Genomic DNA, 17,889 nt, shown 5'->3' with positions numbered 1-17,889 from the left:
GTATATTTTACGGGAAAGTATTTTTCACGGATATACAGTACATGTATAAAACATCTAATTAAGATTGATTTATTAGAAGAATTTATTTTTCAATCTCTAAATAATAAAGCTTATTTGATATTTAAGCACTTACATGTAAGTATCTTACTTATTTGAAGTTTGAAGTGCTGAATTTATTAAGAGAAGGTTAAAATTGGAATATTTAGAAAAACTATTGCTTGTATATACAGGATTTATAGTATAATGCATATTTATCATGATGAATTTTAAAATTATATTTTATTTATTATGTTTAATAAATTGTATTTTCTATAACGTAATGATAGCATGTAAGCATGCAGAGATTGTTAATGTATCACTTTATTTCAGTGTTATTTTTTTACTTTTCTAATAGATATTAAATTATCTGCTCACTTTTTAATAATTATATTAAATAATGTTATTAAATCTTCTGATGTATTCATTTTGAATATCATAGTTTTGTGCTTTATTTTTTTATTACAAATTAATTTAACTATGATTATAACTATATCCTATTTTGTAAGAGAATTTATAAAATTTCAATTTTATCTCATGGTACTATTTTATAGTGTTATGTTAAAATAGTTTGAGTTGTTATTATTCTCAAAGTAAGAAATGTTAGAAGTAAATAGATAAAAGTAATTATCTTAGTATTTGCATTTAACCATGGCTATATTATGTAAAATGGTATAGGTATATATGTAGAGTAATCATAGTAGATTATTATATATTATATTATAATTTAAAATTATTTCTGCGTGAATGTCAAAACATAAAGTAACATATTTATCTCATAGAAAATATATAGTTTATTAACAAGTGTTGTAGTAAAACTCAGTTGAATCATCGTTATATTTATATTATATAATGCATGTTCTTACTATGATTAGCATGATATTAAGTGAAAATTTCATTATTTACTTTAATTTAATGAGAAAGCTATATGATCATAATATTATAAATTTTATGATTTGAGTAGTAAGAAAGATCAAATTTTCTTCTTTAGTAATTTTTGAAAATTATTTTGAGGTCACTCAAGTATAGTTATTGAAATAACAGCTGATTTATTTAGATTCACATAAAGGAAAATTTAGTTACGCAGTTTTAATACTATATGAGCTTCAAGTAAAAAGTTCTGCAGTGTTTTTGTACAATATTAAGATTATATTGCTAGCTGGAGAAGTTGAAAACTAGCGTTCTAATACTTCGCATTATTATTTATATTTGTGATGCTGTATAATGTGTTTAATGCAGGCTTATAGATGTAATATTTAGTGATTGATATAAAATATTGAGCGTGTCGTGGTTTTATCTTAATTGTTTAACTCAGTACATAATCTTTGATGTCACTAAAAATTTATTAATTGTATAGTCTTTTTATTAACAGATTTTTTACTTATCTAAGTAATGTTTTGTTTATGCTCAAATCTATTAGATGTTTTTATTTCTATAATATTTTATATTTTATTATATTGCTTATATATATTAAATTGTAAGTATCTTTTTTGATATTTCTTATGATGCAAGAGGTTTGATTATTTTCAGTACAACTTTCAAGTTGTACTGATTTTTTTTAATTTTTTTTGAATCCATAATCGCATAAATATTATAATTTTAAGTAGTGCCAATATAAACATTTCTAATCAGAAGGTTGCTTTTTCTTCATTACACTGAACTCTATTTCAAAGTTTATCTTGCTAAAAATACTATAATTATACACGGTATCTTTATTAAAATTATTAATGAATGTAATTGTAAATATCTAAGTATGACTATGAAAGTAATGCTTCTTAAAAGTTCGCTTGTAATGATTATTATAAAACAACGCTTCAAATATATTACTATTTTAAGTGATATGATGTCCTTCTATAAAAGGAATAAATATAAAGATATTCATATGTTTCAGTCAAAAAAATGTATTGTGATTAATGAAGATATTATACTTAATATTTATAATATTGCTAAAAAGTTAAAAATTACTTATTGCGTAGCTTAAATTTTTCAAATTCTCACTAACGTAGATAATATAGTAAAATTATTTTTAATATTATTAAAGAAATTAAAAATTATTAATGCATTATATATTTTTGCAGTATTATGATTAAGATAATTATTGTTAATCTTACTAAATAACTTGTTTAATAGTATGATTTTAGTCTTGAGAGATGACTGTAATAATTTTGATTAAGATTATACTTCATCATCTCTTAAGATCACGTGACTTATATAGAGGTAAAAGTCAAGTATTTTTGAATAGAGAGGGAAGTTATTTAACTACTCTCTCGTTCATTCAGTTAAATCTATAAAATTAGATACTATTAGCATATATATTCTAATGCTTTCTATTTTTTACAACTAATGTAAATGTTTATTGTTATGAGTAGCAATAGAAAAATCTTTGATTGTTTATCTGTAAATATATATTTATCTGAGATAAAAAGTAAAAGAGTAGATTAAAGATTTTTATTTTTAGCTGTATTTTTTATAAAAAGATGATGTTACTAAGTTTTTAGTATACAAGAGAATGAGTTGATAAGGTATACATATGAAAATTATTCCTATAATTTTATGCAAAACTTTATCTTGCATAGCAAAGATCTTTATGTGTTTGTGCATATTTTAATTAATATTTCGAATATATATTGAATAAGATAGAGTATATACAATGTTTTTAAAATGTCTTCAAATCAGTCATAGTGTTATATATATTTTGTAATTATTGAGGTTAATGACACTTAATGTGACAAAATAGTATCTTCAATGTGAAAAGAATTAACAAATCCTCAAGTCACTATAATGCATTATAAAAATGAAAGAGCATATATAAAAATAAAATATTGTTGTGGTGTTGTGGTGTTGTTTATAGCGGATAATTTAAATAATTAGTCATTAAACAACTGAAGGTCGCAAGTGTTTTTATAAAAACCTGGTGTAATTACCAGGTTTTTAAGTGTCTAAAAGGAAAATAATTTTTCTGTTTGAATAATATTATACTGATTCAAAATTTATATGTAATACTGAAAAAAAATAATTTCTATCATAAAGAAAATGAAATAAATAGAATGTATTTTGCAGGGTAACTAGATTAAATAAAATATTATTTTGAGTTGTGTGATTAAAATACAATACTTAATGAGTTTTATTAACGTTCGTAAATAAATATTTAATGTATGTTTTGTGTTATTTTAATATTTAAATGTTAGCGCTCTTTTTAGTTTAAGTCGAGTAATGTTTTACTTGGTTTACCATAAATTTCTCTTACCAGCTTGGGGACTAAATAACCTGAGATTTTCCCTAATAATTCTTGTATTAATTTCTGAGCGTCTTGATCACTAACTAAGAAATGAGCAGCTCCTTGAACTGTATCTAAAACATGCAAATAGTAAGGTAAGATACCCACATCGAAAAGAATATTACTTAAGTTTGCCAAAGTTTGTGCATCATTATTTACACCACGTAAAAGCACACTTTGATTGAGTAATGTGATATTGTTCTTTTTTAATTTTTGTATTGCAGTCTTAAAAAGATCGTCAATCTCATTAGCATGATTAATATGCATAACCATAATAATCTTTAAGTGAGAGCGAGCTAGTCTTTCACATAATCTATTAGTAATACGTTCTGGTATTACAACAGGTAAACGAGAATGAATCCTTAAGCGTTTAATATGAGGGATAGATTCTAGCTTACCGATTAACCAGTCAAGCTCACTATCTTTTGCCATTAAAGGATCTCCTCCTGAAAATATCACTTCATTTAGTTCTCTGTGATTCTCTACATACTCTAAAGCCTTCAACCAATTTTTTTTATTTCCTTGGTTATATTTATATGGAAAGTGTCGACGAAAGCAGTAACGGCAGTGAATGGCGCAATCTCCTTTGATCAGTATTAATGCTCGGTTATGGTATTTATGTAATAAATTTGGGATCTGATTATTTTGTTCTTTTAATGGATCTGTAGAAAAATTTGGATAAATATCGCATTCTGCTTTTACGGTTAATACTTGCAACAGCAAAGGGTCTTGTGGATCACCTCTTTTCATGCGTGAAATAAATTGTTTTGGTACACGTAATGAAAATAATTTACGAGCTTCGTTGTCATATTGAAATGATAAGTTATTGTTTAGTCCCAGAATTTTTAGTAATTCATCTGGCTCAGTGATGACTTCAGACAGCTTCTGTATCCATATATGTCTGGATGAGACGTTATGAGTTACAATATCGACCATTTTGTTTATCTTATTGAGTATATGTTAGAGGTTGTTATGGCTATATATAGTATCAATGAATTTCGACCAGGTCTTAAAATTATATTAGATTGTGAGCCTTGTGTCATTCTTGACAGTGAATTTGTCAAACCAGGTAAAGGTCAGGCGTTTTCACGTGTTCGTCTTCGTAAATTAACTTCTAATCAACTGCTAGAAAAAACATTTAAGTCTATTGACGCTATTGAAGGTGCTGAAGATGTTATAGATATGAATTTAATTTATCTGTATAATCACAGTACATTTTGGTATTTTATGCATAACGAAACATTTGAGCAGTTTTCAGCTGACGAAAAGGCAGTTGGTGATAAAGCTAAATGGCTTATTGAACAATCTCAATGTATTTTAACGTTATGGAATAGTCGACCAATTTCTGTGACTCCACCTAACTTTGTTGAGTTAAAAATTATAGAAACTGATCCAGGTCTTAAAGGTGATACAACAGGTTCTGGTAGTAAGCCAGCTACGTTAAGTAATAGTGCAATTGTTAAGGTGCCTTTGTTTGTTCAAATTGGTGAAGTGATTAAAGTTGATACTCGTTCAGGAGTATATGTTTCACGTGTGAAGTAATAATCATTTTAGTAAGGTTTAAAACCGTAATTTATTAATTATTACGGTTTTTATAAGTTTTATATTAAAGTTACTATGACTATATCAGTAGTATTTCAACGATTATTCTTTTGATATTTTGTTTTTGATTTTCTTTAAAGATATTTTATGCGTCATGTGTATTTAATTAAATTGATTAACTGGTGTATATCAATATAGTAATTATGATTAGGTGTATGTTTGTTATTATTTTTAGATTCCTTAAGATTACGAGTATTATTATAGTAATAAGAAGCACTTTAACACTTTGATATATTTTATATTTTTAAGTGTAGAGCCCTTAACTTCATTGTCAAATTTTAGTTTATATACTTATATTCTTAGGGTTTTATTAATTTTCTATTTAGTTATATTCGAACTATTTCAAAGATTATCGTTCCTACTGATATAGCAAATTAAATAAAATATATTGTGTGGTTTTGAGGTGTCCAATTAATAATAATGTACATTAGGAGAGTAATATTCGAATCATTTCAACATGAATTAAACTCGTAATTTATTTTTTTAAATTTTAAAATGTTACTGATTTCAACTCAGTCAAAATAAAATAGCATAATGTAATTTAGAAGAATAATACAAAAATCTTTTATTTTATATCTAATCGGTGATTAAAGATTATTTTTTGTTAATGTTAATGCAATATATTGTGATGAAATATTTGTTTTATGAATTATAGATTGAATGCATTTTTATAATCTCAGTTGTTATTTATATTTTTTGAGAGATAGTGAGATTATACATATTAGATTTACACAGTGAAGATAGATCTTTAAAATTTTTATCATTTTCTATACTTGGAATTATTTTATAGAATCTTCTAATTCTTTTATGACCTTTTAAGGTATAGAGATGATATTGAAAGTATAGAGTTTATTGTATATATCTGTCTTAACAATTGTCGACAATACCTAGATAATACAATAATATTATCTAAAATGTTTTACATACCTCACTGTGATTTAATAACATATTGATGTATAAAATTGATTTTTTACGAGCTAAAATTAGCGTTATATTATTTTCTGCACTATTGCTCAACTAAATTTAATGACGAATCTAGGGTAAAGATTATTGATATTATCATTCTAGTTTTATGTTATATTATTTTAAATAAATAGAGGAAATCATTAGATAGGGATGAATATTATTTACCAGACAAGTTATCACTACCACTATTAAGATTAGTGATCGAAATATTTTGTGTACCACTGGTCTAAAACATGAAATTTTAACTCAAGCTTAAAAAGAAGAAATGTCACGTTAAGTAAGATTATTATTAATACTTACTCAATGATTACTGACATATATTATTAATTTTGAACAACTAGTCAAGTATGTCATTGATAAATTCATTATTAATTACGTGATAATAACTTTTTTAATTAAACAGTGATATAGCATATAAAGTAATAGATAAGATTTTTATTGTATATAATTTTATAGATCTTATGCATTTACATATTAGATTTTTTACTTAATATCATGTCATTGCTAAATATATCGTTGGCGTAATACATATCAAAGTATTATCATTTTTATATTTATTCGTATGTAGATAACTGATATAATAAATTAATAGACGTAATAACCTTTTTATCTCGGTTATTAATCGCACATAACTATAGTATTAATTTTACAGTACATCGTGATAATTTATTTTATATCATGAATAATTTTTATTTGATTTTTCTTTATATATGTATGTTTTACTATCAAAATAAGATGTTTGGTTGTAAATAATCTTGTATTTTTGTGTAATGATTTCAATTTTTACTTTTCTATAGGAAATGATGAAATCATATATTTTTTAGCTTAATGTTATAATGATTTAGTGTATTTATGTATGGATAGAGTGTTACTATATGTTAGTTACTATCGTAAATATTTCTAATTAGTTCATATTTCGTTAAAAATCAAATGATTTTATTTCACTATCATGAAGATTTTCTATTAGGATATATGTATTCATAATAAATAAGTATATTTTACATGATCATGTAAGTGTCATAATATTTTATAGATTATATTTAACTTTTTGTAGATTTTTATTCCATATCAATATAGTATATATATAAAACAAACACAGTAAAATACATTAAAGATGTATGTTTTATGACATGTTAAATGACGTTGCAGGACTTGTATATTATATAAGGAAAAGACTTAAAGTTTATTTATAATTTTATGTATGTTATTGGGATTTAAAAAGCATACAGAGTAATATTAATAGAAAAGTATTTAATGAATTTAAACTATTCTTATGTAGCATAAATACGATTTTCTAGAAAAGATCGCAGATATATGAAATTTTATGTGTATTGATGTATATCTTTACAAGAAGATATTAGTAAAATTAATTTTCAATATTTATTATAATAATAAGAATATATTATTGTGTTAAAATGTATAAATAACAACTGTCATAAAACAGCTAGCTTTGTTAAAGAAATATAGATAATGTGTTTAGTCGTGTTTATCTAGAAGTGTCAGAAACGATGTACAGTACTGTAAACAGTAAAATTATTTGATTTTTTATTTGTCTATAAAATAATTTTCCTTTTTTAAAGAATATGTTAGAAGAAAGGTTACATAGATAAAACATTTTTAAATACAGTATATGATATATTTCTCGTAATATTGAGATATAGTAAAATCTAATAGATTCTATACTTTGCATGTTAATCTAAAGACATGTTATTATTTCGCGTTCATTCAGTCTAGTTTTTGAACCTAGTATTTATTATCTTGCTGTTGTGTAAAAAAATATTAATAATCTTTAATTATGATATATATTGTTATATATGGTTGAGAAAATTTATTTTTATTAATGGATTCAACATTATAAACTATATTATTAAATTTTTAATTTGTGCAGTATAATATTGAATAGATGTTCACTTTACTAATAACTTTATAGGCATATCACATAAATTTCTATGTAGGTTAATTGCATACAAGATGATAAAGCCTATTTGAATTTTTCGTCGTAACTCAATTTTAACATTCCTAAAAAATGTAACGCTTGATCTGATCATCATACTTTACATGTCTTAACTGATTATTGTCATAATGAGTAGTTGTTTAAATATCCATGCGTAAAAACTGTGATTTAATTTTATAGATAAATCGCTAATGTTTTCTGTCTTTTGTCTGGTGGCAAGCATTCATTTTACATGTTTATAGTTTCAAAATAATTTTTAGATGCAAAGATAGATCTATTAGATATTTAGTAGTAAGCTAGTTAGAAACATAGTATGTACATTAATAGCATTAGAAAAGTTATTTTCTCTTGATGAGAATATATTTTTAAGATATTTTTTTACTTTTATTATAGTATAATATAATTGCTTATTTATTTGTAAAGATCTCGCTAAAATCAGGTGGAGAATTTTTATTACATATTATTGTATACAAACTAACTAGTAGTCTAGTGGAAATTTATAAATAATTTGTTTAGTTTAAATTAACTACTACATTTGATTTTTCTCTTTCAGTAACAATAACAACTGATGTAAAATTTATTTATTAGTTCTTCACATTATTATATTAACTATACTCATCTTTCACCGTACATTCTAATAAAGCGTTTGCTGCTTCTGACACATCTTTATGACAATAAAGTATTTGATAAATTTGTTCAATAATGGGCATCTTAACGCCAGAACGTGCAGCTAGCGCTTTTACTTCCTTCGCATTACGATAACCTTCCACTACTTGACCAATTAGTTTCTCTGCTTCTGTAATATTGATGCCGCGACCTAACATAATGCCAAAACGGCGATTGCGTGATTGGTTATCGGTACAGGTTAATATTAGATCACCCAAACCCGCCATACCCATAAAAGTAGCGGGATTGGCTCCTAAAGCTGAGCCAAGACAGATCATCTCAGTAAGACCTCGTATAATTAAGGCTATTCGAGCATTTTCGCCAAAACCTATGCCATCTGACAGACCTGCTCCAATTGCGATAACGTTTTTAACTGCGCCACCAAGTTGCACTCCCACCATATCGTCATTTTTATAGACCTGAAAACTTTTTCCGCAATCAAATAGTATTTGTAGTTCATTACTCAATTGACGATTTGTCGCCGCCACTGAAATGGAAGTTGGTAAGCCCGCTGCTAGTGCTTTAGCAAAAGTTGGGCCAGATAACACGGCAAGTGGAATTTTATCACCTAATATTTCACATGCTACATCTTGCAATAATCGTCCTGTATCTCTCTCGAGTCCTTTTGTCGCCCAAATAATACGTGAGCCCGCTTGAAGATAAGATTGAATTTTCTTGAGTACGTCACCAAAGACATGGCTAGGTACTACAATTAAGATATTAAGACTTGATTCTACAGCATATTTAAGATTTGTTTCAAGCGATAAGCTATCAGGAAAACAAACTCCAGATAAAAATTCTTGATTGCTACGTTTTTCTTTTAATTTATGCATGTGTGCAGGATTGTGTCCCCATAAGACTACTTTACGGCAGTTACGAGCTAAAGTGACTGCTAAAGCAGTACCATAAGAGCCTGCGCCGATCACGGTCATTTCAGCAGTATTCATTAAGCATCCTGTTGAGTGGTTTTTCTTTGATCTTGTTCATTTTGTTTCTGTAAATAGTTCATAAACAGAGCATCAAAATTTACTGGAGCTAGGTTTAGTTGAGGGAATGTTCCGCGCCATACAAGACTGGTTGTTAATTCACGAGCATATGGAAATAAAATATTTTGGCAATACACGCTATGGCAATGTACCATTTGAATACCTTTTATACCTTGAATAGAGAAAAGACCTGCTTGCTGAACCTCACACAAGAATGCGATATCTTCATTTAGTTTTGCTGTTGTTTTAACACGTAAAATAACTTCATAAAGATTTTCAGTTAACTGAGTAGAAGAAGTGTCCAAATCTAATTTTATCTCTGGTTCCCATTTCTTTTGAAACATATACGGAGCATTCGGTGCTTCAAATGAAACATCTTTTATATAGATCCGTTGGATTTGGAATACTATTTTTGAGTTATCTTTTTTTGATATCATTTCGCACCTGTTAACTTCCATATAAATTTTAGCTATCTGTCCTAATTGTATTTTAAATTGCTAATTAAAAAAATATCTAAGGAAATTGTTAATTGATATAATATATCTATGTTGACAGTAAAAATACTATTATCTGTTATATTTTTATACTTTAATCTAGCGTCTGCTTTATTTGAGTTCAGGAAAATATCTAACTCATATTTCTATATTAATATGTTTTACAATATTATCAGAATTCTGTTTATTTATAGTTTTCACTTTTTACATCTACATTAATATAATTTATTTCTAATATATTATATGTTGTATCTTAGATATATGACTTTTGTTATGAAATAATTGGTTAAATTTTCATTTAATTAGCTCGTCATGTCTTTTTTTGAGAATAAAAATTTTTAAAACTGCATGAGATTAAATTTTCGGAAGGATTATCTGATGCAATTTTTTATGTAAAAATAATGATAACTAAAGTGTATTGATAATGAGTTCAATTAAATAAATGATTATATTTTATTTTAGACGACGTTAAATTAATAGAATTAATAAAGCAATTAAACCTTAATTAAGAAGGTAGTCAAGAGCATATAACATATAATAACTACTTATTGTATTTGTTAATATCAATTGCATAAGATTGAGTAACGTCTTGTTAGAAAAAGATTGAAGTGTTCATTTATAGGTAATGCGATTAGTAGCGTAGTTTAAGTGAAATTTAATCACTATATTTAGCTCATGTGTTTCATAAATTTTTGTTATCAAGTGAAATTTTTAGTTTTATTAACATTTGTCTCAAACGAATTAAAATATATCTTTATATTGAAATTATTATAGCTAATTAGCTTAGGGTAAATTATCGATTTTAGCGTTATAATGTTAAAAATTGCTATTTTTTTTATAAAGTAGAGTTAATCAAGAGTTAATCATTTTAAATAAAATATATCTAAAATAATTTAGATTGTATATAAAAAGATAATCCAGGTACATTTGAAGATTATAGATGAACTATCTGACTTAGCTTGTTGAGTCAATTACTATGTTGATAGTATCGGTTGTATTATTAATAGGAGATAGAAATAAATGTAATTAATATTTCACAAAACAGTAATAATATAAAGAAAACTTGTCATTAATAAAATATTATAATATTTTATTTTATCATATAAAATTATGCCACATACTAGATACCTAATACAATTCAAGCATAATATGCATGAAAGTTAAATATTAAGCAAAACTATTTATCAAAAAATAGATGCTATCAGCATTTTTCAGATAGCATTTAAAAAGCTAGGTTATATTCAATTTATATATCTTCAATGGTAACGATATACATTAATAATGTATGAGTCAAGATAGATTTTATTTATCATTTTTTTCAAAAATACTAGTAATGGAGTGTAATAACTTAGTCTTTTAGGTAAAATAATTCACTTTTATATTTATTTAAAGTTTTGCATTAAAAAAGTTATCAAACATAACTTAATAAAATAATCTTTATTCGTCAGTCTATTGTTTAATACTATTTATTACTAGTATGAGTGCACTATTGTCTATTCAAACAGTAGCTGATAATAAAATTACTAAAAAATAAATATTACTACAATAACTTACCACAAAACATTATAGAAAAAAGAAGTGTAACAGTCTAGAAAAGCAAAAATCATTATTACTGACTTAGTTTGAAAAAGAAAAAATATTTTTACAACTTCACGCAGGTTGCGTGAAAATGACATTCAGCTTAAAAAATTTGATAATTTTTTGTTAACTAATAATATAAGTAAATTAAAAAAATAAAAACCTATATAAGAAATACGATTATTTAAATTCTGTGTTTAAATAAAGTGAATATCAAAATGTAGTATTTTTTAGAAGGTGAAAAATAACGTAAAGAATGAATCTTAGTCTAGCATAATTGTCTTAATCAAGATCGTGAAAAATTATTACAAAGATTATAATATAGCAACAGAGTTAAATTAAAAAACGTAACTAAAAAAAGAAATAGATTAAACAAAAATAGAAATTACTTATCAAAAACAAGATAGATAGAATCTAGATAATCAAAGGTTTTACTTAAAAACACTTACAGTACTTGAAAATACATCAAAAGAAAATCAAAAAAATCTCTTTAGTATCAAGTGGAATAAATCTAGATTGTGAAATAAAATCATTAGTCCTGAGTATGAAGCGAAGGACAGAGTGAAACTAAAAAACATCTAAACCTGCATGGATTCAGGCAAAAACTTTCAAAAAAAAGAATAACCAAAGTAAAGACGTTATATCTATACATTACTTCAACATGAGCGCTTGTTGATATCAGGAACTAGTCGTCTTAGTCTCTCTGTTCGCAAATAGTATAGTATGTTCGTGCAAAGACTCTGAATAATTATAGTGAATTAATTTCTACTAATTATGTCGGAAAAATATTGTGATTAGTGCTAATAAAAAACACACGTTATAGTTATCTCAGATGGTCGAGTATTATTTTCTCACTGGCTACACGGATTGTCTTTATTATCGTTGTTGTTGAACATGATAAAGGAGATTGGAATTTGTATGGCTATAATTAAAATACTCTGATTAATGTTAGGTAAGCGGGTTCGTGCGGAATATCTATTAGGTTAGTTAATAAGAATTGTGGAAAGCGTGAATTACCTGTACTTTTAGATGTGATAGAAAAGTAAATCTCTTAACCCTTTTATGTGGTTAGGTAAATTACTCACCATAACACAATAGAAAAATATTTATGTTTAAATACTAGTCTTTAAAAAAATATTTATTGGTTTATATTTGTTTATCATTCGTTTTAGACTAGTGCAGTAAAATCAGTCATCACCATTAATGATTTTAGTTATCACTCTAGAGAAGAAAAAGCAGATTTTTGTTTTGTCAATAAGCGTTATAATAGCAATCTTCTCTGATTATCCCTATGGTCAGTTATGTCTAAAAAAGTTTATTAATAAGGATGAGAAACTTTAATTTATATGCTAATAAAAGTCGATTAGTCAATAACGGTTAGAATAAATATACTAGCTGTATTAATGACCTTAGAAAAAATCGAATGAATAATTCCGAGAGTTAATAGTTAAGTTCTTTATGCAATAGGAATGAGTAACTATATAGACATTATAATAATATCTCATCTGAATAGGATGCGCTATTTTTAATTATGTCGTTGTTTTATCTAAAATTTTTATATAATGTTATTATTAGTAACGCTCAAATAAATAAGACGTTAGTAATGTTTAGCGTATTTTGTGTTTGTCAATATCTTTTCTTGATAATCATCAGTCTGAAAAAGAAACATTAGCGTAATTAAATAAAGAATTTTTTCTTTTGAGTATAAAAATGTTGTTTCTATTGGTCCATCATTGTATCAACTATATGTGTGCTATAAAATATTTACCGATACTTTTTGTATGAGATTCAATTCTTTATTTTGAGATTTTTATAAAATCACTATAAACAAGCTAAAGATAGATAATTAAAAAAATTACTATTAAACATACAATCTGAATGGTTTAGTAAATGCTAAATAATACAGTCATAATGTTTTCAAGCAGAACTCATAACTTATTTTATTTTAAAAGATCGTGCAGATTATTATACGGAATTTACTTGAGAGTGTATTGAAAAGAAAGTAAAGTTAATGGCACTATTTTAATATCATTTTCATATCATATTTATTTATTATCAAACGTTAACAATAGAGCTCATAATAGTTTTTAGAGAAATTAAAAATAGTTAATTTTTTAGATTTTTAGTTAAGGAAGAATGTTTCTATGAAGTAAAATTATTATTTATACTTATCTATCATTGATATAGATCGCTACTTTTACTATTAGCTAGATAAATATTTAATAATTTTATTTAAAATGTCTTTTACAATACTACTAGATCAGTTTGGTGTGATGATATATACAGATCATCAAGTAAATTTTAAGATGTTTTCTTTTAATCATTAATGGTTTTCGTTTTTAAATTTAAATTTAGGTTTTAAGCTAAGTATTTTACAACATCTTGATATAATGCAACAATTTTTGAAAAAAAATTTTATTTTTTTATTCAGCTTGTTTGAGATGTAGATAATGTTTAACATATATATGAATTCAGATTACTAATTATATAGTAGATATTATAGTATTGTAATTTTCATCGTTGAAAGTAAGTGGATAATTTTTATTCATGAATATATGTTATAAAAGAAATTGAAAACTCAGTGCTGTGATGTACACGCAGATAAGATTTATTTCGTTCTTTTTAGAATAATTTATACGGAATTTATACTGTTATTTATACTACAAGATAACTCTTATTGACGATATACTATGTTTTATTTACTTATATTATAATGTTAATTTTCCAATTTATACATTGTAATTAATATAATGTATTTTGAACTAATTTTAATACTTCTATATTGTAGAATATAAATTATTCAATAAAGCAAAACATTATATTCACATATTTTATGTTGATTACTTTAGTAAAAATATGTTATTATTTTAAATTTTAGGTATTACACTGCGTGATATTTTGTTGTTAAAAATTTCTATAAATTTTGCATACTGATAGTAATGGGTGGAATATTTTGTATTGTTATGGCGTAGCATTATTTAATAAGTATTTTAAAAAATTTTAAGGTTCTATGTTATACTACTTTAGTTTATAATTGCAACAATCACAGCGACGCGCATTTTAGATAGTAGTTTAAATTTTATATTACAAGCATGATTTTGAATGATTCTAGTTTATTTTTGCTAAGTAAGAATTTTAGCAGATTTTGTTCAGTGTTATTAAAAAAGATTTTAATCATACATAGAACATTCTTGATATTTAATACGATTTATTCTCTTATCTAAAATCTAATATTGATTTCTAGCGTTATTATTTTTTGTGTTTGAGTATAAATTTATTTTAATACATTATCATTATTACATAAATCGACGATAGTAGAATTCTCATGTTTTCAATCTTATTATGAGTCTTTGTTATGATCTTTTTTAATATGATCTCAAAAGCGTAATAAGAGTAAGAATCTTATGTATTAAAAATGCAGATCAGTATTAACTATTATATTTTTTTTGATATTCTACGACTTTATTAGCTTTTATTTTAAATATTCAGTTATAGTAATCGCTAAAATAACTGAGATTGAGTGAGATAATGAAACTAATGATTAGTGTGTTTGAACTGTTGTGATTATTTTCAGTGGACGATGTTTAATCTAACATCTATTTATATTTTAAATAAAATTTTTTATTTAGATATTGAATCTAAATATGAACTAGGGCTTACAAAGTTTTTCTACTTTAATAACATCTGCAATAATCAAAGAAAAGATATTTATGTATTTGTATTTCTTTTTGTTAATGAACATGAGATAAATCACTAAGTATAATGTTAAGATAACAACATCTTTAGTTAATTAATTTTTAGTAGAAAATTTGCATATAACTCAGAAGAGATTGAAAGTGATATATATAATATACACACTTAATTGTATAATTGTTTTTTGTGAGTTTTAACATCACTGAAATGCATCTAAAGTATTTCACCTAATTGAAATTTTTCTAATACTAGAAGTTTATTATTATAATATGATTTTGAATAGACAAAATGTTTAGCGTTAATTCACTTTATTGATATCATTACAGAATATAGGATTAGTATTTATTTTGTTTTTTTATTTAGTATAAAATCTCCTAGAGTAAAAGAAGTATGATTTTTTTTATATTTTATAATGAGAGTAAAGGATAAGTAATGACAGACTTATATATTATTGTATTAGTCTCAGTTGAAAATATAGATGATAAATCGTAAATATTTTGTTTGTAAAGATATTTTCAATAAATTTAGATTAAAGAATCTATTCAGGTAATACAGTCTTAGTAAGAGATAAATCTTTATTAAGGCTATCAGTATATAGTGAACGAAATAAATATAGTAAATAAAGAGATTGCGATTATTATAAGAAGTGGTAATTTTTAAGATTTTTCCTATTTTATTTTTAGAATCATGTTAATCGCATAAGCGACTGAACAACACTGAAATTGGTTTTGATAATCATCGTAGGAGTAATTATGAATCTAAAATTATTTTTTAAAATATCTGTTTTATATTTATATATGTAAATTAAATCATGACATATAGATATGTTAGTTATTTGTACAATATGCAAGTAATGCCTGATTTTTTTTAGTTGTTGTTTTTTTTGATATGAAAATTAAGTTTTAAATTCTTTTTTAATATAAATTTTGAAAGTTTTTGAATCATTTGAAAAAATTAACAATCTCAATCTAAGTTAAGTTGGTCTGCTAATTAGAATCAATTGTACTAGCAATAATAGAAATAAACATAGTATAACGTCAGAAAAATTGAGTAATATTGATTTTTGATAAAACTATCAATAATCACATTAGTAATATATTTTAGACTAATTTTTAGAATACATGATCTTGTGACATATTTATTTTTTTTGGGTACAAGATCAATCTTCGTGAATCTTATTAATAATTAGAAGCAGTCATATAAATATTATTTATATTAATAAAGTTGATAAGATCAATATCAACATGCGCTAAAGCGTATAGGAATAAAAGCAACAATAATACTAATAATGTAAATGCATATGTGAGAAAATAAAGGCTGTACTTTTTGAACATCAAGGGGTTTAAGTTTTATAAAATTCTATATTTATGAATTAAAAAGTGAAGTGTATATAAATATATGCACAACTTTAGTTAACATTATGAATGAATTAGTATTGCAATATGATTTTTTAAAAACCCATATTCTTTTCTAAGGGTTATAAAACCAGCTATTTTATCAACTTTATGATATATTTTATGGTAAGTACCATAAATAGTAACCATTAATTTTTCTAGACAAATTAAAAAATAATTATTGTATATATTTACAGTGTCCTGTAAATTGACTATGATACATTTAATATAATTACTACTTGCAAGTAGTGAAGATGCTTTTTAGTATCAGTGAGTGATCTGAGTTAACAGCAGTTTTTTGTAATTCATGGTATCGAACTAAATACTTTAACTGATATAAATTGTGAGGGTTTAAAAGAATAAAAAAGCATGTTCTTTTAATAATTAACGCATATTTTCTTTACGATGCTTATATAGTCAATTCAGGATTTCTTGTCAAAATATCTTTTCTAATAATACCGCATCACGATCTATTTATGGTTTGACTATACTAGTATAAGGATGTTTATTGTTACTTGGTTAACAAAAATGTAGTGCATTTTTATTACCCAAGTGCATACAATGACTGCTTTGTATTTTCATTATCAATTAATTAATAGTAGAATTACTATAAGTTAACATTTAAATATCATTTGAAGCTTCATTATAAATAATTTCTTGATTTAGTAAAACTGACATTGTAGTGGAATTTTGTAAGTTGGTAAGGCAATTTACCTTATTTTATGTGAGGAGCTGTAATAATAAAAGTATATGAACTTGTAAATTGCATGGGTTACTATGACTATCAGTACTTTTTATCTGGAACAGCTGTTAGATTGAAGTTAGGAAGACATGTAGAGTTAACACCAGACTCTTTACTTATTTTTAATTGAGTAGTAATTGTCATGCTGATTTTAATTGAATTAATTGAATGATTGATATCTTAGTATGTATTAAATTGTTTTGAATAGTTACTTACCTTTTTGAAAGGTATAAAATCAATTAAACATTTTGATATTGCTGTTTTCTGGTTCGATCAGACTGATGACTAATAAGAAAAAAACACATACATTAGCTGTATATCATTTCACGAGTTTATGTTATATTGTCTAGAATTATTCTAGAATTTTAGCATTATACAAACTTAAATTGATCATGAAAATTATAATATATAATTTATTATATTACTATTATTACTTATCATAATAATACATTAAGGAGAAAAAATTATTTATATATACTAAAATTAAAAAAAAGATAAAAA

Annotated in this window: 4 protein-coding genes; 1 reads left to right on the top strand and 3 read right to left on the bottom strand. The window is 24.6% G+C overall.

All coding sequences use genetic code 11. The features are described from left to right. Nucleotides 1-3,232: 3,232 nt before the first annotated feature. Nucleotides 3,233-4,249 carry an EF-P beta-lysylation protein EpmB gene (epmB, locus tag GFV14_RS03020; RefSeq protein WP_457914197.1) on the bottom strand — a complete coding sequence of 339 codons (1,017 nt, stop codon included), beginning with the start codon at nucleotides 4,247-4,249 and terminating at the stop codon, nucleotides 3,233-3,235. A gap of 36 nt (nucleotides 4,250-4,285) precedes the next feature. On the opposite strand from epmB, the gene efp reads away from it, so the two are divergent. Continuing rightward, a complete protein-coding gene (gene efp / locus GFV14_RS03015) occupies nucleotides 4,286-4,855 on the top strand; it encodes an elongation factor P (protein ID WP_457914689.1) in 570 nt (189 codons plus the stop codon). A gap of 3,585 nt (nucleotides 4,856-8,440) precedes the next feature. Here the strand turns inward: efp and gpsA are convergent. Both gpsA and secB read right to left on the bottom strand, forming a co-directional pair. Continuing rightward, nucleotides 8,441-9,448: an NAD(P)H-dependent glycerol-3-phosphate dehydrogenase gene (gpsA, locus tag GFV14_RS03010; protein WP_457914196.1), complete on the bottom strand. Its 1,008-nt coding sequence runs from the start codon at nucleotides 9,446-9,448 to the stop codon at nucleotides 8,441-8,443. After that, a complete protein-coding gene (gene secB / locus GFV14_RS03005; protein ID WP_457914688.1) occupies nucleotides 9,448-9,921 on the bottom strand; it encodes a protein-export chaperone SecB in 474 nt (157 codons plus the stop codon). The genes gpsA and secB overlap by 1 nt, the downstream gene beginning before the upstream one ends. Nucleotides 9,922-17,889 lie beyond the last annotated feature (7,968 nt).

The organism is Candidatus Hartigia pinicola, assembly GCA_020541205.1.
GTDB classification, from domain to species: Bacteria; Pseudomonadota; Gammaproteobacteria; order Enterobacterales; family Enterobacteriaceae; genus Hartigia; species Hartigia pinicola.
The sequence above is the reverse complement of the archived record's forward strand: the minus strand, read 5'-3'. Positions and strand labels throughout refer to the sequence as shown.

Coding starts and splice junctions, on each gene's coding strand:
- epmB (WP_457914197.1), bottom strand. CDS start 4,249: ATGGTCGATATTGTAACTCATAACGTCTCATCCAGACATATATGGATA.
- efp (WP_457914689.1), top strand. CDS start 4,286: ATGGCTATATATAGTATCAATGAATTTCGACCAGGTCTTAAAATTATA.
- gpsA (WP_457914196.1), bottom strand. CDS start 9,448: ATGAATACTGCTGAAATGACCGTGATCGGCGCAGGCTCTTATGGTACT.